Source organism: Chromobacterium sp. S0633 (assembly GCF_024158805.1).
GTDB lineage: Bacteria > Pseudomonadota > Gammaproteobacteria > Burkholderiales > Chromobacteriaceae > Chromobacterium.
In genome coordinates this window covers 12456-34069 of record NZ_JAMZGH010000045.1, presented here as the reverse complement: position 1 = coordinate 34069, position 21614 = coordinate 12456, and the positions used below count along the sequence as shown (strand labels likewise).

The following is a 21614-nucleotide window of genomic DNA, read 5'->3' as shown; positions in this document are numbered from 1 at the left end:
GAAATTCAATGCCGCGCCGCGTATCGGGAGCCGGCCCTCAAGCCGCTTGCCAGGCGATCACCCGGTCCCGGCCGCCGGCCTTGGCCTGGTACAAGGCCTGATCCGCCCGGTGAAAAGCCTGCTGCAGCCCGCCGTTCCCCACTTGGCAAACGCCGGCGCTGACCGTCACCTGGCCATGGGAAAAAGGCGCGGCGCGCACCTGCTGGCGGAAACACTCCAGCCGCGCCTGCCCCGCCGCGTCGCTGCGCGCCGCCAGCAGCACGCCGAACTCCTCGCCGCCGATGCGGCCGTAAATCTGATCGTGGAAGGTCTCGGCCAGCAAGGCGCTGACATCGCGTATCGTCTGATCCCCCACCGCGTGGCCGTGGGTGTCGTTGATGCACTTGAACAGATCGATATCGATGATGGCCAGATAGAAGGCGATGTCCTCGTGCCCCAGCGCGTATTCCGCCTGTTGCAAAAAGGAGCGCCGGTTGGGCAGGCTGCTCAGCGAATCGTAAAAGGCCTGCCGCCGCAGCTTGTTCAGCAGCAGGTGGTTGCTGCGCAGGGTTTGCACCACCTGCACATGCACCAAGACCATGCCGCCGATGATGAGGGCCAGAAAGCCGAAGCCGTAAATCGTCTGTTCGCCGCCCAAACGCAGAAACACCCGCGCCGGGTCGAACACCAGCAGCAACAGCCCCCAGAAGCTCAAGGTGTGCCATACGCTGGACATGCTGATCGACATCACCAGCGCGGACACGCCCAGCGTCGGCAACAACAGGAATTCGCCGTAGCCGCCGGCATCCAGCGCGCGCTTCATCGCCAGGCAATAGCCAATGGCGAACAAGACCTGCCACAACAGCAGGGAACGGCCACGCCGCGCCCAGATCTGCAGCAGGATCAGTCCGCCCAGACCCAGGCCCACCGCCAGAAACAGCCATCCCGGCACCATGCCGCCGTACAGGCGGCGCACCAGCAGAAAGCCCAGCGCGGCCAACACCCCCACCCCCTGAAAGCCCAGGCTGCGCCATTGGAAGGCGTCGATCAGATAAGCGTCGAAATCTTGTTCCAGCGGCCGCACCGGCGCAGGTATCGTCATCGCATCATGCTCCCGCCCACACGCGTCTGACATCGCGTCTTGCTGTGGTATAGGCGCCTGGACCGCCCCCATGCAATCCTCTCCGGGGCCGGCTGGCCCCCCGCTCTCCCGGAGGCTATAATCGCCGCCTTCGACACCGCGCGGCTCCGGCCGCGCGCTTTGCTTTTTGTCTTCCATGGATTGGCCCGCACCCGATGTCCGCAGTCTGTCGCCGGCAGGACGCCATTGTCCTGCGCCCGATGCAAGTTCAAGATTTTCCCGCCGTGCTGCAAGTTCAGCAACACTGCTATCCGCCGTCGCTGATCGAGAGCCGGGACGCGCTGGCCTCGCGCCACCGCCTGTCGCCGGACACCTGTTGGGTGGCGGAGCGTCCCGGCCAGCTGCTGGGCTATGTGTTTGCCCATCCCTGGACCGCCGGCCGGCCGCCCAGCCTCAACCGCCCGCTGGAGAGGCTGCCGGACGCAGTGGACACCCTGTTCATCCACGATCTGGCGCTGCATCCGGACGCGCGCGGCCACGGCCTGGGGCCGCGGCTGGTGCAAACCGTGCTGGGCCAGGGCCGGCGGCGCGGGCTGCGCCAGGCGCGGCTGGTGGCGGTTCAGGGCGCCGCGCGCTATTGGAAACGCTTTGGCTATCAGCCCTGCGCGCGCGACGATTACACCCGCCGGGCTTACGGCGAAGACGCGGTCGGCATGCGGCGCTCCTTGTGAACGCAGGGTGAACGCGGGCCGCGTCGGCGCGCCAAAACGCCTATGCTGCAAGGAAGATTTGGCCAGCCCCATGGCCAAGCTATGATAGAATCGCGCGCAACGTATTCAATTCCTTATGAAAATACTCATAGTCGCCCTTTGCGCGGCATGGCTCGCCGCCCCGGCCCTGGCCGGCCGTTTGCTGCCGATGGAACTGAAGGCCGGCACGGTCCGCGCCGCTAACGACGCCACCATCGAGTTCGTCAAGAAAGACCGCTCCTTGCTGGAAAGTCTGCTCGGCATCTTCATCCGCTCCGAGCGCCAATTCCCGTTGGCGCCCGGTCTGCGCATCTTCGACGAGAACAACCGCTTCCTGCTGCGCGGCCAACTGGACAATCTGGAAGGCCGGCCGGTGGGGGTCACCTTCAATATGCAAGGCCAGATCAACCGGATCTGGGTGCTGCGCCCCGAGGAAGTGGACTTGCTGAAGCAAAGGGAAGCCGAAGCGGCCGCCCAGCCGTCCCAATAAACTCAGCCGCTCGCGGCGCGCTTGTCGGGTCCGGCCCGGCGGCGAACTGAAACACGCTGGAATCTAGCTGCAATGAAAAAGGTATACATCAAGACGTTCGGCTGCCAAATGAACGAGTACGACTCGGACAAAATGGCCGACGTGCTGTCCGACTCCGAAGGCATGATCAAGACGGACAAGCCGGAAGAAGCCGACATCATCCTGTTCAACACCTGTAGCGTGCGCGAAAAGGCGCAGGAAAAAGTGTTTTCGGACCTGGGCCGCATCCGTCCGCTGAAAGAGGCCAAGCCCGATCTGATCATCGGCGTCGGCGGCTGCGTGGCGTCGCAGGAAGGCGAAACCATCGTCAAGCGCGCGCCTTACGTCGACGTGGTGTTCGGCCCGCAAACCCTGCACCGACTGCCGGACCTGATCAAATCGCGCCAATCCAGCGGCAACTCCCAGGTGGATATCTCCTTCCCGGAAATCGAGAAGTTCGACCACATCCCGCCGGCCAAGGTGGAGGGCGGCGCGGCTTACGTGTCCATCATGGAAGGCTGTTCCAAGTATTGCTCCTTCTGCGTGGTGCCCTACACCCGCGGCGAGGAAGTCAGCCGCCCCTTCGACGACGTGCTGACCGAAATCGCCGGTCTGGCCGTCCAGGGCGTCAAGGAAATCACCCTGCTGGGCCAGAACGTCAACGCCTATCGCGGCATGATGGCCGACGGCGAAATCGCCGACTTCGCGCTGCTGCTGGAATACGTGCACGAAGTGCCGGGCGTGGAGCGCATCCGCTTCACCACCAGCCACCCGCGCGAGTTCAGCCAGCGCATCATCGATTGCTACGGCAAGCTGCCCAAGCTGGTGTCCCATCTGCACCTGCCGGTGCAAAGCGGAGCCGACCGCGTGCTGGCCGCGATGAAACGCGGCTACACCGGCCTGGAGTACAAATCCATCATCCGCAAGCTGCGCGCGCTGCGGCCGGATCTGTGTCTGTCGTCCGATTTCATCGTCGGCTTCCCCGGCGAGACCGAGGCCGACTTCGAACAGACGCTGAAGCTGGTCAAGGACATGGAAGTCGACTTCAGCTATGTGTTCATCTACAGCCCGCGTCCGGGCACGCCGGCGTCCAATCTGCCGGACGACACCCCGCACGCGGAAAAAGTGCGCCGGCTGGAAGCCCTGAACGAGGTGATCGAGGCCAAGGGCTTCGCCATCAACCAGGCGATGGTGGGCACGGTGCAGCGCGTGCTGGTGGAAAGCGTGTCCAAGAAGGACGCCGCCATGCTGGCGGCGCGCACCGCCAACAACCGCGTGGTCAACTTCGCCGGCCACCCGCGCCTGCTCAATCAGATGATTGATCTGCGCATCACCGAAGCCCGCCCCCACTCGCTGGTGGGCGAGGCGCTGATCGCGGAAACCGCCTGAGCATGACGCCCGTCCGCCATTTTTTCGCGCCGGCCGCCGCGGGCCGGCGTATGCTTGGCGCTTTCCCTTCACGCTGATGCCGCCATGTTCATTGTTTCGCTAAGCTACATCGCCCCGCTGTCCGACATCGACGCGCAGCTGGAAGCACACGTCGCCTGGCTGCAGCAGGGCTACGCCGCCGGCCTGCTGCTGGCCTCCGGCCGCAAGACGCCGCGCACCGGCGGCGTGATCCTGGCGCGCGGCGAACGCGCCGAGCTGGAAGCGCTGCTGGCACGCGACCCCTTCGCCGTCGCCGGCCTCGCCCGCTACGAAATCACCGAGTTCCACGCCAGCATGAGCGCGCCGGAACTGGATTGTCTGCGGAACATTTGATGAGCGCCGCAGCCCTAACCCTTGTCCATCGGCCGTCCCGCCCCGCGGCGGGCCGCCGACAACGACCCAGACTACGAGCCGCATGACTACATCGCACGCCGAACCCCTGAGCTTCAACCCTGTCGACAATGAACGGCTGGCCCGCCTGTGCGGCCCGCTGGACGAAAACCTGAAACAGATAGAAACCGGCCTGGACGTGACGGTGCAGCGCCGCGGCGAAAGTTTCCGCGTCCAGGGCGAACAGGCCAAGACCGCGGTGGAGGCGCTGACCCGGCTCTATCTGCTGGCGGAAAAACAGGAGCTGTCGATAGACGACGTGCAACTGTGCCTGGTGGAACTGCGCCGCCACGCGCCCCACGGCGCCTCGGCCGCGACCGACGACGAAGACGCGCCGGTGCTGGTGACCCGCCGCGGCGATCTGCGCGGCCGCACGCCGCGCCAGAGCCGCTACATCAAGGCCATCCAGCAACACGACATCACCTTCGGCATCGGCCCGGCCGGCACCGGCAAGACCTATCTGGCGGTGGGCTGCGCGGTGGACGCGATGGAGCGCGACGCGGTCAAGCGCATCGTGCTGGTGCGCCCGGCGGTGGAGGCCGGCGAGAAGCTGGGCTTCCTGCCCGGCGACCTGGCGCAGAAAGTGGACCCGTATCTGCGGCCGCTGTACGACGCGCTGTACGATCTGATGGGGTTCGACCGCGTGACCCGGCTGTTCGAGAAGAACCTGATCGAGATCGCGCCGCTGGCCTATATGCGCGGCCGCACGCTGAACAACGCCTTCATCATTCTGGACGAGGCGCAGAACACCACGCCGGAGCAGATGAAAATGTTCCTGACCCGCATCGGCTTCGGCTCCAAGGCGGTGATCACCGGCGACGTGACCCAGATCGATCTGGCCCGCCATCAGAAAAGCGGCCTGGTCGAAGTGGAACGCATCCTGGACAAGGTCCGCGGCATCCATTTCCACCATTTCCAGAGCGACGACGTGGTGCGCCACCCGCTGGTGCAGAAAATCGTCGACGCCTACGACCAATACCAAAGCAAGCAAGATGAAAAGAGCCAAGCGTAACCCGCTGCTGGCGCGGCTGGCCGCGCGCCTGGAACTGAGCCTGGACGTGCGCAGTCAAACCGCCGCGCTGCCGCGGCCCGCCGATCTGCGCCGCTGGAGCCAGGCGGCGCTGCAAGCCGGCGTCAAACAGGCCCAGGTCAGCATCCTGATCGTGGATGCCGACGAAGGCCGCCAAATGAACCATGACTACCGCGGCAAGGACTACGCCACCAATGTGCTGAGCTTCGCCCTCAACGAGGGCGAGCCGGTGCCCGGCCTGCCCTTGATCGGCGATCTGGTGCTGTGCGCGCCGGTGGTGGAAAAAGAGGCCGCCGAGCAAAACAAGCCGCTGCAAGCGCATTACGCCCACCTGTTGGTGCACGGCATGCTGCACCTGCAAGGCTTTGACCACGAACAAGACGACGAAGCCGAAACCATGGAGGCGCTTGAAACCGTCATCATGCAGAGGCTAGGATATCCCGACCCTTATCGAGAGGAGCAGTTCTAAGAAATGGAAGACCCCAGTAAACCGCGGCCGACTTGGCTGGAACGCCTGTCCACCATGTTGCTGCGCGAGCCGGAAGATCGCGAAGAGTTGATCGAGCTCTTGCACAACGCCTTCGAGCGCAATCTGCTGGACGCGGAAGCGCTCGGCATGATCGAGGGCGTGCTGGAAGTCAGCGAGCTGACCGTGCGCGACGTGATGATTCCGCGCAGCCAGATGAACGTGATCAGCTGCGACGACCCGATCACCCGCTTCCTGCCGATGGTGATCGACTCCGGACACTCGCGTTTTCCGGTGATAGGCGACAGCAAGGACGACGTGCTGGGCATTCTGTTGGCCAAGGAACTGTTGCGCTATTTCCACGCGCCGGCCAGCTTCGACTTGAAGGCGGTGCTGCGCCCGGCGGTGTTCGTGCCGGAGTCCAAGCCGCTGAACGTGCTGCTGCGCGATTTCCGCGCCACCCACAATCACATGGCGGTGGTGGTGGACGAATACGGCGGCGTGTCCGGCCTGGTGACCATCGAGGACGTGATCGAGCAGATCGTCGGCGACATCGAGGACGAATACGACACCGAGGACGACGAGGAAGACATCCTGCCGGTGCGCGGCCATCAGCGCTACCGGGTCAAGGCGCTGACCGAGATCGAGGACTTCAATCATTACTTTGAAACCGATTTCGAAGACGACGACGTCGACACCGTCGGCGGCCTGGTGATCTCGCTGACCGGCCACCTGCCCAAGCGCGGCGAGGCGGTGGAAGCCGCCGGCCTGCGCTTCACCGTGCTGCGCGCCGACAACCGCCGCGTCGACACCCTGCTGGTGGAGCGGATTCAGGCCGGGGAAACCAGCGAGGTCTGAGAAGCGGCGCGCCTTCCGCTTCGCGGCGGAGGCCTGGCTTGAGCACGGCTGAGAAACGCCCATGCGCCGCCTGCGCATTGCGCTTTCCCAGCCGTTTCGGCCTTGTCTCGCCCACACTCGCAAGAGCGTGAACAGACGCTGAACGCCGCTGCCGGAAGCCGGCGGCCGGATTGGGCTTGGAGCCCGCGCCGCCCGCTCCTAAGATGAAGATCAGCTATTTGACAATCCGTCGGCCGGCTTTTGCCGGCCGGCTTCGCCTGATGCCTACCATGCGCACTTTACTGGTCCTGCTGGCAGCCGCCTTGGCTGGCAGCCTCACACTGTTCGCCTTCGCCCCCTATCGGCTATTCTGGATCATGCCGCTGTCTTTGGCGGCGCTGGCCGACCTGACTCAACGCCACCCGCAGCGCGCGTTCTGGATCGGCTATGTCTGGGGTCTGGCCGCCTACACCAGCAACTTCAACTGGATCTACAACAGCCTGCACGACGTGGCCGGCCTGCCGGCCTGGATCGCCCTGCCGCTGGTGCTCTTGCTGCCGGCCTATCTGGCGCTCTACCCGGGCCTCGCGATGTGGCTGAGCGCCCGCGTCACCGCCAAGCCGTGGCAGCGCTGGCTGCTGGCCTTCCCGGCGCTGTGGGAACTGGGGGAATGGCTGCGCGGCTGGGTGCTGACCGGCTTCCCCTGGGCCGCCGCCGGCTACTCGCAGATCACGGAAAGCCCGCTGGCCGGCTATACGCCGCTGGGCGGCTCCCACCTGGTCACCTACCTGGTGGCGCTGTCCGCCGGCGCGCTGGCCTTGATGGTCCACAGCGGCTGGAAGATGCGCGCCGGCCTGCTGGTCGCCGCGCTGGCGGTGTGGGGCAACGGTTTCTGGCTCAAGAGCGTGGAATGGACCCAGCCGCAGGGCAAGCCGATCAGCGTGGCGCTGGCCCAGGGCAATATCGCTCAGGAACTGAAATGGTCGCCGGAAAACCTGGAAGAATCGCTGCGCGTGTATTACCAGCAAGTGGCCACCACCCGCGCCGACCTGATGCTGCTGCCGGAAACCGCGCTGCCGCTCTTCCTCGACGACCTGCCGTCCGGCTATCTGAGCATGATGGAAGGCCAGGCCCAGCGCGCCGGCATGGCGCTGGCCACCGGCGTGCCGCGCCGCACCAACGACGGCCGCGGTTATTTGAACGCGGTGGTGGCGCTGACCACGCCGGGCCGGCCCTTCTTCGCCAAGGACCACCTGGTGCCGTTTGGCGAATTCATCCCGGTGCCGGGGCTGATCGGCTGGATTTACCAGTTCATGAATATGCCGATGTCCGGCTTCAGCAGCGGCGGCGCCAACCAGCCACCGCTGCCGCTGGCCGGCGAGAAGATCGCCTTCAACGTCTGCTACGAGGACAGCTTCGGCGAGGAGCTGATAGGCCCGGCGGCCCAGGCCAGCATCATGGCCAACGTCAGCAATCTGGCCTGGTTCGGCAAGAGCGTGGCGATGAGCCAACACTTGCAGTTGTCGCAGACGCGGGCGCTGGAAAATGGCCGCTACATGCTGCGCGCCACCAATAACGGCATGACCGCCATCATCCGCCCGGACGGCGAGATCGCCTCGGTGGCGGCGCCCTATACCCGCCAGGTGTTGCAAGGCTTCGCTCAGGGCCGCCAGGGGCTGACCCCCTATATGCAGCACGGCAACGCCCCGGTCTTGATAGGCTGCGCGGCGCTGCTGCTGCTGGCCATGTTGCTGGGGCGCAAGCACCGTCCTTGAGCGTTGCCGGCTCCACCCAGCGAACGCGCGATGTTTCCATGCTGGAACATCGCGCGTTTTGACATTCGGCCCCGGATTCCCGATCATCATTCGCCGGCGACGCGAACCGGCCCTGCGCCGAAACCACACCAAGAAACGCCGCGCCGCCTCTACAAGGGAATCAAGATGAACGAGAGAAAACTGGAAGCCGGGATCGTCACCAACTTTTCCGAGCGCATGAGCTATGGCGGTTATCTATGCCTGGACCAGCTGCTGGCCTGTCAGAAACCGCTGTCCGATCCGCCGCACCACGACGAGCTGCTGTTCGTGATCCAGCATCAGACCTCCGAACTGTGGATGAAGCTGATGCTGCATGAGCTGCAGGCAGCGGTGCGTTTCGTCCAGCAGGACACGCTGGGCCCCAGCTTCAAATGCCTGGCGCGGGTCAAGCAGATCCAGCGCCTGCTGTTCGAGCAATGGGCGGTGTTGGAGACGCTGACGCCGTCGGAATACATGGAATTCCGCGATGTGCTGGGCAATTCCTCCGGCTTCCAATCGCATCAATATCGCTCCATCGAATTCCTGCTGGGCAACAAGAACCAGGCGATGCTCAATGTATTCGCCCATGAGGCGGACAAACACGCCTCGCTGCAAGCCATCCTGGACGCGCCCAGCTTGTACGATGAATTCCTGCGCCACCTGGCGCGGCGCGGCCTGCCGGTGCCGGCCTCCAGCCTGGAGCGCGACTGGTCGCAGCCCTATCAGCGCAATCCGGAGCTGATCCCGCTGTTCAAGCTCATTTACGACCAGCCCCAGCAGCACTGGGAAGCCTATGAGATGGCGGAAAAGCTGGTGGACGTGGAGGAATACTTCCACCTGTGGCGCTTCCGCCATATGAAGACAGTGGAGCGGGTCATCGGCTTCAAGCAAGGCACCGGCGGCTCCAGCGGCGTGCGTTTCCTCAAGCAGGCGCTGGAGCTGACTTTCTTCCCGGAGTTGCTGGACGTGCGTACAGAAATCGGCCGCTGACACGGCGGCGGCACGGGCCCCCGCGCCGCCTGCTCAACAGCGGAAGCGCGACACCAGCCCGCGCAGATTGCCGGCTAGCTGGCGCATGTCCACCAGCGCCGCCGAGGCGGTGGACGCCGCCTGCGCGTTCTTGCTGGAGCTCATCGCGATTTGCTCGACGTACTGGGCGATGTCCTGGCTGGCGGTGCCCTGCTCCTTCAGCGCGTGGGAAATATCGTTGACCACGCCCAGCACGCCGCTGGCGCTGTGGCTGATTTCGCCCACCGCCGCGCCGCCCTGCTCGGCCAGTTCCAGGCCGTTCTTGGCGCGCCGCACCGCCTCTTCCATCGAGCCGTGCGACTGGGTGGAGCTTTGCTGGATCTCGGCGATCATGCCGGCGATCTCCTCGGTGGCCTGGGCGGTGCGTTCGGACAGCTTGCGCACCTCGTCCGCCACCACCGCGAAGCCACGGCCCTGCTCACCGGCGCGCGCCGCCTCGATCGCCGCGTTCAAGGCCAGGAGATTGGTCTGATCGGCGATGTCCTTGATCACCTGCATGATGCCGGAGATCACCTGCGCCTTGTCCACCAGTTCATTGATGGTGCCGGCCGCCAATTCCACCGATTCATTGATGCGGCGCATTTCCGCCACCGCTCGCGAGATCACCTCGCTGCCCTGCTGCGACGATTCGCCGGACTGCTCGGACAGGCTGCGGGCATCCTGGGCGCGGTCGGAAATATGGTTGATGCTGACGGTCAGTTCTTCGATCGACGCCGCCATCGAGGTGGCCGCCTCGCTTTGCTTCTCCGAACCGTTGGCCACTTCGCTGGCGTGGCTGCTGACGTCGGCGCTCATCTCCGACACCCGGCTGGCCGCGGCGGCGATGTCGCCCACCAGCTGCCGCAACTGCCCCTGCATGCCGGCCACATTGGCCAGCAGGCTGTCGCGGTCGCCGGCTTTCACCGGCACGTCCATATCCAGCTGTCCGGCGGCGATGCGTTTGACGATGTCCACGGTGACCGCCGGCTCGCCGCCCAGCTGGCCCAGCACGCTGCGCATGATGTAACCGCCGAGACCGGCCAGCAGCAGCAGGATCACGCCGACTTCCAGCGCCAGGTTGAACAGCGATTTGTGATAGGCGGCCGCCACATCGTCCAGATAGATGCCGGTGCCCAGCACCCAGCCCCAGCCGGGCGAGGTCATCAAATAGGAGATCTTGGGCTGCGGCGCGTCGAAGCCCGGCTTGTCCCAGACATAAGCGGCATAACCCTTGCCGCCGCCGGCGCTCAGCGCCTGGTCGAACAACTGGCCCATGTCCTGGCCGCTGCCCTCCTTGACCCCGTGCAGATTCTTGCCGATCAAGGCCGGCTTCACGCCGTGGGCGACATAGGTCAGGCCCTTGTCGAAGGCGAAGAAATATTCGCGCTCGTCGTAACGCATGCTGCTCAGCGCCGCCGCCGCCAGTTGCTTGGCCTGCGGCTCGCTCATCTTGCCGTCCGCCGCCATCTTCTCGTAGGACGTCACCAAGGCCGCCGCCGATTCCACCAGATTGCGCGTCTTGTCCTTGCGGTCCAGCAACATGGTGTCCCGCTCGCGCATCACCGACAACACGCCTATCGCCGTCACCAGCAGGGCCATCGCCACCAAAAGCAGCAGCAAACGGCCGCGCAGGCTCATTGTTGTTTTGTTCATTTCCATCTCCCCACACCTTGTTAGCTTATTCTAGACAGCGCTGATCGCTCTTTTTATGCGATTAATCCCAGTTTGATACATTTCGATGAAAAATATCAACAGCATAAAAAAAACCCGGATCGCTCCGGGTTTCAACTGAACGCGAGCACGCGTCCAGAGTCGTCATTCCATCCTTACTTCATCGTCGGCATCACGAATTCGGCGGTCATCTTGGCCGGCCAGCGGCTGGTCACCGTCTTCATCCGGGTATAGAAGCGCACGCCTTCCGGGCCGTGCATATGATGGTCGCCGAACAGCGAGGCTTTCCAGCCGCCAAAGCTGTGGAAGGCCATCGGTACCGGGATCGGCACATTGATGCCCACCATGCCCACCTGGATGCGGTGGCTGAATTCGCGCGCGGCGCCGCCGGAACGGGTGAAGATGCTGGTGCCGTTGGCGAAGGGATGGGCATTGATCAGGCTCACCGCGCTGTCGAAGTCCGGCACCCGCACCACCGCCAGCACCGGCCCGAAGATTTCCTCCTTGTAGATGCTCATCTCCGGCGTCACATGGTCGAACAGGCAGCCGCCCAGGAAAAATCCATCCTCGTGACCGGGATGGCGGTAGCCGCGGCCGTCCACCACCAGCTGCGCGCCTTCGGCCACGCCCTGCTCGACATAACCCGTCACCTTGTCCAAGTGCTGACGCGTCACCAGCGGCCCCATTTCCGCCGCCGCGTCGTCGCCCACGCCTATCTTCAGACTGCGCGCGCGCTCGGCCAGCCGCTCCACCAGCGCGTCGCCGATGTCGCCCACCGCCAGCACCACCGAGATCGCCATGCAGCGCTCGCCGGCCGAGCCGTAAGCGGCCCCGATCAAGGCCTCCACCGCGCCGTCCAGATCCGCGTCCGGCATCACCACCAGGTGGTTCTTGGCGCCGCCCAGCGCCTGCACCCGCTTGCCGTGGCGCGCGCCGGTTTCGTAGATGTACTGGGCAATCGGCGTGGAGCCGACGAAGCTGAGCGCGGCGATGTCGGGATGGGCGAGCAAGGCGTCCACCGCCTGCTTGTCGCCGTGCACCACGCTGAACACGCCGGCCGGCAGGCCGGCCTGCTGCAACAGATCGGCCAGCAGCAGCGCGGCGGACGGGTCGCGCTCGGACGGCTTGAGAATGAAGCAGTTGCCGCAGGCCAAGGCCACCGGGAACATCCACAGCGGCACCATGGCCGGGAAGTTGAACGGGGTGATGCCGGCCACCACGCCCAGCGGCTGACGCATGGAATGGCTGTCGATGCCGCCGCCCACCTGTTCGGTGAACTCACCCTTCAGCAACTGCGGAATGCCGCAGGCGAACTCCACCACTTCCAGGCCGCGGGCGACTTCGCCGATGGCGTCGGACACCACCTTGCCGTGCTCGCTGGAAATCAGCGCCGCCAAGCGCTGCTGGTTCTGCTCCAGCAGCTCCTTGAACTTGAACATCACCCGCGCCCGCTTCAGCGGCGAGGTTTCCGCCCAGGCCGGAAAGGCCTTGCGCGCCGCCGCCACCGCGGCCTGCACCTCGTCCGGGCTCGCCAGCGGCACGCGGGCGGCGACGCTGCCCAGCGCCGGGTTGTAGACATCGCCAAAGCGGCCGCTCCGGCCTTCGCAGCGTTCGCCGCCGATGTAATGAGGAATGGTTTGCATCTTATGTTCCAATTCGAATGAGTTGAGTATTCGGCGTCGCGCTTACTCGCAGGCGCGCAAGGCGGAGGCGATGGTGTCGAACAGCCGGTCGATCTCGTGCTTTTCGATGATCAAGGGCGGCGACACCGCCAGGATGTCGCCGGTAAAGCGCACCAGCACGCCTTGTTCCCAGCACTTGAGGAAGACGTCGAAACCGCGCTGCCCGGCCGCGCCGGGGTGGCTGTCCATTTCGATGCCGGCCACCAGGCCCAGGTTGCGGATGTCCTTGACGTAGGGCTGGCCGCGCAAGGCGTGCGCGCGCTCCTCGAAATAAGCGGACAAGCCGGCGGCGCGCTCGAACAATTGCTCCTCGCGGTACAGGTCCAGCGAGGCGATCGCCGCGGCGCAGGCCAGCGGATGGGCGGAATAGGTGTAGCCGTGGGGGAACTCGATCATGCGCTCGCCGGCGGCGGCCATGAAGGCGTCGTGGATCTCCGGCTTCACCAACAGCGCGCCCATAGGCACCACGCCGTTGGTCAGGCCTTTGGCGCAGGTGATGATGTCCGGCAGCACGCCGAACTTGTTGGCCGCCCAATCCGCGCCCAGGCGTCCGAAGCCGGTGATCACCTCGTCGAAGATCAGCAGGATGCCGTAGCGGTCGCAGATTTCGCGCAGGCGCCGCAAATAGCCCTTGGGCGGGATCAGCACGCCGGTGGAGCCGGCCATCGGCTCGACGATGACGGCGGCGATGGTGGACGGGTCGTGCAGGGTCAGGATGCGCGCTTCCAGTTCGTCGGCGAATTCGGCGCCGTGCTCCGGCTCGCCGCGGCTGAAGGCGTTGCGCGCCAGATCATGGGTGCTGCGCAAATGGTCCACCGCCGGCAGGGACACCGGAAAGTGTTTGCGGTTGCCGGCCATGCCGCCCACCGAGACGCCGCCGAAGTTGACGCCGTGATAGCCGCGCTCGCGGCCGATCAGCTTGACGCGGGCGGCGTCGCCGCGCACGCGGTGATAGGCCACCGCCATCTTCAGCGCGGTGTCCACCGCCTCCGAGCCGGAGCCGACGAAGAAGGCCTTACTCAAGCCCTTGGGCGCCATCGCCACCAGCTTGTCGGCGGCCTCGAAGGCCTTGGGGTGCGCCATCTGGAACGGCGGCGCGTAATCCAGCGTCGCCACCTGGCGCTGCACCGCCTCTACGATGGGCTTGCGGTTGTGGCCGGCGGTCACGCACCACAGGCCGGCGCTGCCGTCCAGGATCTGGCGGCCTTGGTCGTCGGTGTAATACATGCCGTCGGCGCTCACCAGCATGCGCGGGGCGCTCTTGAACTGGCGGTTGGCGGTGAAGGGCATCCAGAACGCGTCCATCTGCGGCTGATTCATCGTTGTCTCCCCTGGCGTTTTGCCGAATGATGACGACTAATCTAGCCGCGCGACCAATACAATTACAGGTACAGTTCGCGCTGTTTTTCAGCATCCCGTATCGGCGAAAACACCAATACGGTTACCGCCGCCAGCCATGAAAAAACCCGGCCGCAGCCGGGTTTCCTGTGTCGCGTCAGCTCGCTTAAACGCGGAAGCTGGAGAACAGCTGCCGCATGTCCTTGGCCGCCTGCGACAAATCGTTCAAGGTGTCGTGCACAGTCTGCAGGGCGCCGTCGCTGTCGACGATGCGGCCGTTGATCTGCTCGGTGCTCTGCGCGATCAAGGTGGTGGCCTTGTGCTGCTCGCTGGTGGACAAGGTGATCTCGTTCATCTTGGCCATCACTTCCTGCATCGCCTGCTGGATCTGCTCGATGCGCTGCACCGCGCTGTCGGTCAGTTCCACGCCGTCGTCCACCGAGCTGACGGTGCGCTGCATATTGGTCACCGCCTGGCTGGTTTCCTCGCGGATGGTGCTGACCATGCTGGAAATCTCCACCGTGGCCTGGCCGGTGCGCTCGGCCAGTTTGCGCACTTCGTCCGCCACCACCGCGAAGCCGCGGCCCATTTCGCCGGCGCGCGCCGCTTCGATCGCCGCGTTCAAGGCCAAGAGGTTGGTCTGATCGGCAATGTCCTTGATCACATTGGTGATGCCGCTGATTTGCTGCGAGCGTTGATCCAGCGACACCAACATGCCGGACAAGCCCTTCACCGCCTCCACCGTGCTGTTCATTTCGCGGGAGATGCGCTGCATTTCGTCGGCGCTTTCGCTGGACACGGTGCCGGTGTGGTTGACCAGCGAATCCGCCTCGCGCGCGGCGTCGGCGATATGGGAGATGCTGACGGTGATTTCCTCCAGCGTCGCGGCGTTGGAGCTGGACACGTCGGAAATCTGCCGGGAATCGCGCGCCACCTGATCCACCGTGGTGGCCACGCTCTGCACGCCGTTGGTGACGTTTTCCGCCTCGGTGCGCACCGCCACGAACATGCTTTGCAAACGATGGATGAAGCTGTTGAACGCGGTCGCGGTTTCGGCGATCTCATCCTGGCCCTGCACCTCGATGCGTCGGGTCAAATCGCCCTCGCCCTTGGAGATCTCCAGCATCGCGTTGCGCAAGCGGCCCAGGCCGGCCAACATCTTGCTCAGCATCACGCTGGCCACCGGGATCAGCACCACCACGCACAGCGCGCCCAGGCCCACCACGGTCAGCAGCAGTTTTTCCAGCGGCTCGCTGACCACGGACTTGTCTATCATCACGCCCAGCAGCCAGTTGGTCCCCTCCACCGGGTCCACCTGCACCAGCTTGGTTTCGCCGTTGACTTCGATCTCCTCCATCGCGCTGCTGGTGGACAGCTGCACCAGCTTCTCGCCGGTCAGCGCCGGCACTTTCTCCGCCAGAGGCTTCAGCGTCAGCGTGGTGTCCGGATGGGCGATCACCTTGCCGGCCTTGTCCACCAGGAAGGCGTAGCCATTGCCGCGCAGCTTGGCGGACAGCACGGTTTTGACCAAGTCGTCGATGAAGATGTCGCCGCCCACCACCGCTTTCAGCGTGGAGCCGTCGAACACCGGCGACACGAAGGTCACCACCAGTTTCTTGGTGTCGAAATCGACATAGGGATCGGACACGCCCGGCTTGCCGCTGGCCTGCGCCTGCTGATACCAGGGCCGCGCCACCGGGTCGTAGCCCGCCGGCTGCGGCTTGAAGTCGGAACGGATCATCTTGTGATCGGCGGTGCCGATATAGGTCATGTCGTAGCCGCCGGCCTGGCTCAGGCGCGCCAGCATCGGCATGGGCTCGGGCGTGCCCACCACCGGATTGCCGGCGATCACCACCTTGACCTTGCTGCCGTACCAATCCTTGACCAGGTTGGCGTAGCCGCGCGAGGTGCTGGACAACTCGTTATCCACGCCCTGGACAATCTCGTTGCGCATCTGGGTGTAGACCAGGGTCGTAATGATGGCGCCCAGCAGAACCAGCAGCACCGCAATGAATACAATCAACTTTACACGCAAAGAGCGCATTTCCGTCCTCCATCCCCAATTCGACTTGGCTCGCCGCGATTGCTTGTCAATTCACGACAAAGCGCTGTTATGATCATTCTCGATGCCGGTAGGCTCTGTTCTTGTCTTAGCCGTTTCGCCTGCAAAGCTCAACAAAAAACATACAGATTGGCGGCTGCAACATGCCATCCGGCTTATGACGAGATATTTATCACAAGCTGTTCTCAACGGACAGGCCCAATATCAATGATGCTCAATTAACGCGCAATGGCCAGCCTGAATCTTATGCCCGCGGAAGGCATTACCCTGGTGGAAAATATAGTCAATTCAGCTATTTCCGCCATTCAATGCGGTCAGTGGCGCAAAGGCGCAAAAATCCCATCTATTCGCAGAATGGCCGGGGAGCTGGGCGTCAGTCCCTTCACCGTGGTCGAGGCCTACGATAGGCTGGTGACCTTGGGCTATCTGGCGGCGCGGCCGGGCTCCGGCTTTTACGTGGAGGGAAGGCGGGAAAGCCGGCCGCCCGATCTGCCCGCCGCGCCGCGCGTCTGGCCGGTGGACGAATACTGGCTGCTGCGCAAGATTTACCAGCAGGACGCCAACACCCTGTTCGCGGGCTGCGGCTGGCTGCCCTCGCACTGGTACGACGCCGAGGCCCAGCAAAAAGCGCTGCGGCAGCTGGCCCGCGACGCCGTCGCCGCGCCCGGCTACGGCGACCCCAAGGGCTTTCTGCCCTTGCGTGAGCATTTGGCGGACCGGCTGGCCGAACGCGGCATCCCCGCCCGAGCCGACGACATCGCGCTGACCCAGGGCGCCAGCCGCGCGCTGGACATGGCCGCCTGCGCGCTGCTGCAGGCCGGGGACACCGTGCTGGTGGACGATCCCGGCTATTGCAATCTGCTGTCCTGCCTGGCGTTTCGCGAGTTCAAGCTGGTGCCGGTGCCCTGGACCGAGTACGGCCCCGACTTGGAACATCTGCGCGCGCTGCTGCTCCAGCATCGGCCGCGCGCCTTCTTCACCAATCCCTGGCTGCAAAACCCCACCGGTGCCAGCTACTCGCCGTCGGTCGCCCACCAGGTGCTGCGCCTGGCCGAGGAGCACGATTTCCTGATCGTGGAGGACAATGTGTCCGCGGACTTCGCCGGCGGCCGCCAACCCGCGCTGGCGGCGCTGGACGGCCTCAAACGCGTGCTCTACATCGACAGCTTCTCCAAATCGCTGTCGCCGGGACTGCGCGTCGGCTATCTATGCGGCCCGTCCGATCTGCTCGAACGCATCGTCCATTACAAGATGATGTCCGGACTGACCTCGCCGGAATTGAACGAGAGGCTGGCGCTGGAACTGGTGTCCGAGGGCCGCTACCGCCGCCAACTGGAACGGCTGCGCGCGCGCTTGTCCGAGGCTCAGGCCCAATGCCAGCAGCTGTTTCTGGAACACGGCTGGCAGTTGTTCGCGCGGCCGTCCAACGGCCTGTTTCTGCTGGCGCGCCCGCCCGGGGAGCTGGACGCCAGACGCTTGGCCGAGCAGGCCCAGCAACACAAAATCCTGCTCGCGCCCGGCCATCTGTTCCGCGCCTACGGCATGCCCTCGGATTGGCTGCGCTTCAACGTCGCTTTCAGCCAGGATCGTAGGCTGTGGGATTTTCTGAGTTGCCCGCCGCAGTGATACCATGCCCTGACCACAGCTTAGCGGAGCCCTCCATGCAACTTGTCGAAATGTTCGTCCATCCGTTGAAATCCTGTCGCGGCCTGTCCTACAGCCGCGCCTTCGCCGGCAAGCAGGGCTTGCTGCACGACCGCGAATGGCTGCTGGCCGGCGACAACGGCCGCTTCTTCACCGCCCGCTCCCACCCGCAGCTGGTGCGCGTGGAGGTGGACCTGATTCCCGGCGGCGCGCTGTTCAAATTTCCGGGCAAGGCGCCGGTGCTGGCGATGAGCACCCAATACCAGCAAGAAGCGCCGGCTACGGTATGGAAGGACAACTTCGCCGCCTATCACGGCGACGCCGCCGTCGATCTCTGGTTCAGCGAGGTGCTGGGCGAGCCCTGCCAGTTGCTGTGGCTGGGCATGCGCTCCAATCGCCGACTGAAGGACAGCGAGCACGCGATGTCCTTCGCCGACGGCTACCCCTATCTGCTGGTGAACCAGGCCTCGCTGGACGCGCTCAACGACGAGCTGGACCAGCCGGTATCGCTGCGCCACTTCCGCCCCAATCTGGTGGTCAGCGGCGATTACGCCTGGGAAGAGGACGATTGGAAGGTGGTCCAGATCGGCGAGGTGGTGTTCGACGTCGCCAAGCCCTGCTCGCGCTGCGTGCTGACCACGGTGGATCCGGATACCGGGATCAAATCGCCGGAACAGCAGCCGCTGCGCACCCTGGTCAGCATTCGCACCTTGCCGGAAGGCGTCTGCTTCGGCGTCAACCTGGTGCCGCGTAATGAAGGCTTGCTGGAATTGGGCGCCGAGTTCAGCGTGCTGGAAACCCGCTACGAGTTCTGATTGTCCAACGCCGGTCCGCCGGCGTTTTTACCGCTTTATGCTAAATAGATTAATGAATCTGCAAGACCTACTCGATCAAATCCACGGCGAAGTCCTCGCCTATTACGGCCAGGGCCGCGTCGCCGATTACATCCCGGCGCTGGCCGAAGTGCCGCCCCGCCAGTTCGGCATGGCCGTCACCACTCTGGACGGCCGGCACTACCGCTGCGGAGACGCCGCCGTCCCCTTCTCCATCCAGAGCATTTCCAAGGCCTTCATGCTGGCGCTGACGCTGGAGGCGGACGGCGACGCCCTGTGGAGCCATGTCGGCAAGGAGCCGTCCGGCAACCCGTTCAACTCGCTGGTGCAGCTGGAGTACGAGGACGGCGTGCCGCGCAATCCCTTCATCAACGCAGGCGCCCTCGTGGTGACCGACCGCGCCGTCAGCCATTTTGAAGACGCCCACGGCGCGCTGCTGGCCCGCCTGCGGCAGGAGTCCGGCAACGCCACCTTGTGCGGCAACGCCCGCGTCGCCGAATCCGAACGCGCCCACGGCCACCGCAACGCGGCGCTGGCCCACTTCATGAAAAGCTACGACAACCTCGACAACGAGGTGGAGACCGTGCTGCAGCAATACTTCAACAGCTGCAGCATCTCGATGAACTGCGTGGAACTGGCCAATGCCGGGCTCTTTCTCGCCAACCACGGCATTACCCGCGACGGCCGGCAATCGCTGAGCCGCAGCCAGGCCAAGCAGATCAACGCGGTGATGCTGACCTGCGGCACTTACGACGCCGCCGGCGAATTCGCCTACCGCGTGGGCCTGCCGGTGAAAAGCGGGGTCGGCGGCGGCATGCTCGCCATCATTCCCGGCAAGATGAGCATCGCCGTATGGAGCCCGGAACTGGACGGCAAAGGCAACTCGGTGCTGGGCCTGGAAGCGCTGGATCGCTTCACCACGCGTACCGGCTTATCGATTTTTTAAGCGCGCGCCTTTATAAAAGCCCACAAAGAAAAACCCGCTCGAGGCGGGTTTTTTCTTTTACGGCAATGAAAAAAGCCAGGCTTGCGCCTGGCTTTTTCCTCAACTTCGTCGATTACTCGGCGGAGTTGTCTTCAACCGCTACGGCATCTTCCGGACGGTCCACCAGCTCTACCAGAGCCATCGGGGCGTTGTCGCCCTTGCGGAAACCGTACTTCAGGATACGCACATAGCCGCCGTTGCGGGCGGAGAAGCGCGGGCCGAGCACGTCGAAGAGTTTAACCACGATATCGCGGTCACGAGTGCGGTCAAACGCCAGACGACGGTTGGCGAGAGACGGCTTTTTGCCGAGCGTGATCAACGGCTCGGCCACACGACGCAGTTCCTTGGCTTTCGGCAGCGTGGTCACGATCACTTCGTGCTTCAGCAGCGAGTTGGCCATGTTACGCAGCATCGCCAGACGATGGCTGGTCGTGCGGTTCAGTTTACGATTACTGTAACGATGACGCATTGTTAATGTCCTTTTATCTCAAACCTTACGGCTTTTCGAGGCCAGCAGGCGGCCAGTTCTCGAGTTTCATCCCGAGAGTCAGGCCTTTGGAAGCGAGAACTTCCTTGATCTCGTTCAGCGACTTGCGGCCGAGGTTCGGAGTCTTCAGAAGCTCGGTTTCAGTACGCTGGATCAGATCGCCGATGTAATAAATGTTCTCAGCTTTCAGGCAGTTGGCCGAACGAACCGTCAGTTCAAGATCGTCTACCGGACGCAGCAGGATCGGATCGATCGGCGGCGCCTTTTCAACGACTTCTTCAACCGCTGTGCCTTGGAGATCGGCAAAGATCGACAGTTGATCCATCAGAATACGGGCAGCGTTGCGCACTGCCTGTTCCGGCTCGATTACGCCGTTGGTCTCGATATCGAGCACCAGGCGGTCGAGGTCGGTACGCTGCTCAACACGGGCGCTTTCCACAGCAAAGCTCACGCGGCGAACCGGCGAGAAGGAAGCGTCCAGTTGAATGGTACCGATGGAACGGTTGTCTTCATGATTGGATCGAACCGACACCGGCTGATAGCCGCGGCCTTTTTCGATCTTGATCTCCATGTCGATCTTACCGCCAGAGGAGATGTGACAAATCACGTGGTCCGGATTGATCACTTCCACATCGTGCGGCAGTTCGATATCGCCAGCCAAGACAGCGCCTTCGCCGTCCTTTTTCAAGGACAGAACGACACTGTCACGACCATGCAGCTTAAGCACTACGCCCTTGAGGTTGAGGAGGATGTCAACGACATCCTCGCGCACGCCATCAAGTGCGGAATACTCATGCAAAACGCCAGCGATAGTCACTTCGGTCGGAGCATAGCCCGGCATCGACGACAGCAGAATCCGGCGCAGCGAGTTACCCAGAGTATGAGCGTAGCCGCGCTCGAACGGCTCCATCGACACACGAGCGTGAGTGGCGGAAACCGGCTGAACGTCGATAAGACGAGGTTTCAGAAATTCCGAAGCGCTGTTTTGCATAGTCATTCCCTAAGAGCTAGCGATTACTTGGAGTAGAATTCCACAACGAGTTGTTCGTTGATATCGCTAGACAGTTCGGAACGTTCCGGAGCGGATTTGAAAGTGCCTTCCATTTTCTTGGAGTCAACCAGGACCCAAGACGGGAAACCACCCTGCTCGGCCAGAGCCAGACCTTCTACGATACGGGCCTGTTTCTTGGCTTTTTCACGGACGGACACTACGTCACCGGCTTTAACCTGGTAGGACGGAATGTTCACAACCTGGCCGTTCACAACGATAGCCTTGTGGCTAACCAGCTGGCGCGCTTCGGCGCGAGTGGAGCCAAAGCCCATGCGATATACAACGTTGTCCAGGCGGGCCTCGAGCAGCTTCAGCAGGTTTTCACCCGTGGAGCCTTTGCGACGCACAGCTTCCGCAAAGTAATTGCGGAACTGACGCTCGAGTACACCGTAAATACGACGGATTTTCTGCTTTTCACGCAGTTGCACACCGTAGTCAGACAGGCGGCTCTTACGAGCGCCATGCTGGCCCGGAGGGCTATCCAGTTTGCACTTGGAATCCAGTGCACGACGTGCGCTCTTCAGGAAAAGGTCGGTGCCTTCACGACGAGCGAGTTTGCACTTAGGGCCGATATAACGTGCCATGTTCTCAC

General features: G+C 63.8%; 20 protein-coding genes. 12 read left to right on the top strand and 8 right to left on the bottom strand.

The window, feature by feature from the left end; all coding sequences use genetic code 11:
* Positions 1–37: 37 nt before the first annotated feature.
* On the bottom strand, positions 38–1081 hold the full coding sequence (locus NK214_RS20660; RefSeq protein ID WP_227106596.1) for a GGDEF domain-containing protein: 1044 nt from the start codon (positions 1079–1081) through the stop codon (positions 38–40).
* Between the two features lie 194 nt (positions 1082–1275).
* Between NK214_RS20660 and NK214_RS20655 the strand changes: the two genes are divergently transcribed.
* The 9 genes from NK214_RS20655 to kynA all read left to right on the top strand — a co-directional run bounded on the left by NK214_RS20655 (position 1276) and on the right by kynA (position 9251).
* Entirely contained in the window at positions 1276–1791 is a 516-nt protein-coding gene (locus NK214_RS20655) for a GNAT family N-acetyltransferase (protein ID WP_253315375.1), read from the top strand.
* A 115-nt stretch (positions 1792–1906) separates the two neighbouring features.
* Positions 1907–2299, top strand: coding sequence for a hypothetical protein (locus NK214_RS20650; protein ID WP_107797941.1), 393 nt, complete (start codon positions 1907–1909; stop codon positions 2297–2299).
* Positions 2300–2371: 72 nt separating this feature from the next.
* A complete protein-coding gene (gene miaB / locus NK214_RS20645) occupies positions 2372–3706 on the top strand; it encodes a tRNA (N6-isopentenyl adenosine(37)-C2)-methylthiotransferase MiaB (RefSeq protein WP_107797940.1) in 1335 nt (444 codons plus the stop codon).
* An 84-nt stretch (positions 3707–3790) separates the two neighbouring features.
* Positions 3791–4078, top strand: a complete 288-nt coding sequence (locus NK214_RS20640; RefSeq protein ID WP_235084807.1) for a YciI family protein — start codon at positions 3791–3793, stop codon at positions 4076–4078.
* A gap of 82 nt (positions 4079–4160) precedes the next feature.
* Positions 4161–5147, top strand: a complete 987-nt coding sequence (locus NK214_RS20635; protein ID WP_253315374.1) for a PhoH family protein — start codon at positions 4161–4163, stop codon at positions 5145–5147.
* Positions 5128–5634: an rRNA maturation RNase YbeY gene (ybeY, locus tag NK214_RS20630; RefSeq protein WP_107797937.1), complete on the top strand. Its 507-nt coding sequence runs from the start codon at positions 5128–5130 to the stop codon at positions 5632–5634. Before NK214_RS20635 ends, ybeY begins: the two co-directional genes overlap by 20 nt.
* 3 nt (positions 5635–5637) lie before the next feature.
* The gene (locus tag NK214_RS20625) at positions 5638–6489 is read left to right on the top strand and encodes an HlyC/CorC family transporter (protein WP_019102982.1); all 852 of its coding nucleotides are present in this window, start codon (positions 5638–5640) and stop codon (positions 6487–6489) included.
* Positions 6490–6758: 269 nt separating this feature from the next.
* A complete protein-coding gene (lnt, locus tag NK214_RS20620; RefSeq protein ID WP_253315373.1) occupies positions 6759–8243 on the top strand; it encodes an apolipoprotein N-acyltransferase in 1485 nt (494 codons plus the stop codon).
* 165 nt (positions 8244–8408) lie between these two features.
* Positions 8409–9251: a tryptophan 2,3-dioxygenase gene (kynA, locus tag NK214_RS20615; RefSeq protein ID WP_253315372.1), complete on the top strand. Its 843-nt coding sequence runs from the start codon at positions 8409–8411 to the stop codon at positions 9249–9251.
* Between the two features lie 33 nt (positions 9252–9284).
* On the opposite strand, the gene NK214_RS20610 is transcribed toward kynA, so the two are convergent.
* The 4 genes from NK214_RS20610 to NK214_RS20595 form a co-directional block, all read right to left on the bottom strand.
* Entirely contained in the window at positions 9285–10922 is a 1638-nt protein-coding gene (locus NK214_RS20610) for a methyl-accepting chemotaxis protein (RefSeq protein ID WP_253315371.1), read from the bottom strand.
* Positions 10923–11095: 173 nt separating this feature from the next.
* The gene (locus NK214_RS20605) at positions 11096–12583 is read right to left on the bottom strand and encodes a CoA-acylating methylmalonate-semialdehyde dehydrogenase (protein WP_253315370.1); all 1488 of its coding nucleotides are present in this window, start codon (positions 12581–12583) and stop codon (positions 11096–11098) included.
* Between the two features lie 42 nt (positions 12584–12625).
* Positions 12626–13942, bottom strand: a complete 1317-nt coding sequence (locus NK214_RS20600) for an aspartate aminotransferase family protein (RefSeq protein ID WP_253315369.1) — start codon at positions 13940–13942, stop codon at positions 12626–12628.
* 184 nt (positions 13943–14126) lie between these two features.
* Entirely contained in the window at positions 14127–15983 is a 1857-nt protein-coding gene (locus tag NK214_RS20595) for a methyl-accepting chemotaxis protein (RefSeq protein ID WP_227106585.1), read from the bottom strand.
* Positions 15984–16250: 267 nt separating this feature from the next.
* On the opposite strand from NK214_RS20595, the gene NK214_RS20590 reads away from it, so the two are divergent.
* The 3 genes from NK214_RS20590 to NK214_RS20580 are packed head-to-tail and all read left to right on the top strand — an operon-like array spanning position 16251 to position 19445.
* Complete coding sequence (locus NK214_RS20590) at positions 16251–17648, top strand: PLP-dependent aminotransferase family protein (RefSeq protein WP_371926301.1); 1398 nt, start codon at positions 16251–16253, stop codon at positions 17646–17648.
* A 35-nt stretch (positions 17649–17683) separates the two neighbouring features.
* Positions 17684–18481 carry an MOSC domain-containing protein gene (locus tag NK214_RS20585; RefSeq protein WP_107797931.1) on the top strand — a complete coding sequence of 266 codons (798 nt, stop codon included), beginning with the start codon at positions 17684–17686 and terminating at the stop codon, positions 18479–18481.
* Between the two features lie 52 nt (positions 18482–18533).
* Positions 18534–19445: a glutaminase gene (locus tag NK214_RS20580; protein ID WP_253315367.1), complete on the top strand. Its 912-nt coding sequence runs from the start codon at positions 18534–18536 to the stop codon at positions 19443–19445.
* A 112-nt stretch (positions 19446–19557) separates the two neighbouring features.
* Here NK214_RS20580 and rplQ read toward each other — a convergent pair whose 3' ends face one another.
* The 3 genes from rplQ to rpsD are packed head-to-tail and all read right to left on the bottom strand — an operon-like array spanning position 19558 to position 21606.
* Positions 19558–19953: a 50S ribosomal protein L17 gene (gene rplQ, locus NK214_RS20575; RefSeq protein WP_048411916.1), complete on the bottom strand. Its 396-nt coding sequence runs from the start codon at positions 19951–19953 to the stop codon at positions 19558–19560.
* Positions 19954–19978: 25 nt separating this feature from the next.
* Positions 19979–20962, bottom strand: coding sequence for a DNA-directed RNA polymerase subunit alpha (gene rpoA, locus NK214_RS20570; protein WP_039755788.1), 984 nt, complete (start codon positions 20960–20962; stop codon positions 19979–19981).
* Positions 20963–20985: 23 nt separating this feature from the next.
* A complete protein-coding gene (gene rpsD, locus NK214_RS20565; RefSeq protein ID WP_043594097.1) occupies positions 20986–21606 on the bottom strand; it encodes a 30S ribosomal protein S4 in 621 nt (206 codons plus the stop codon).
* Between the last annotated feature and the right edge of the window lie 8 nt (positions 21607–21614).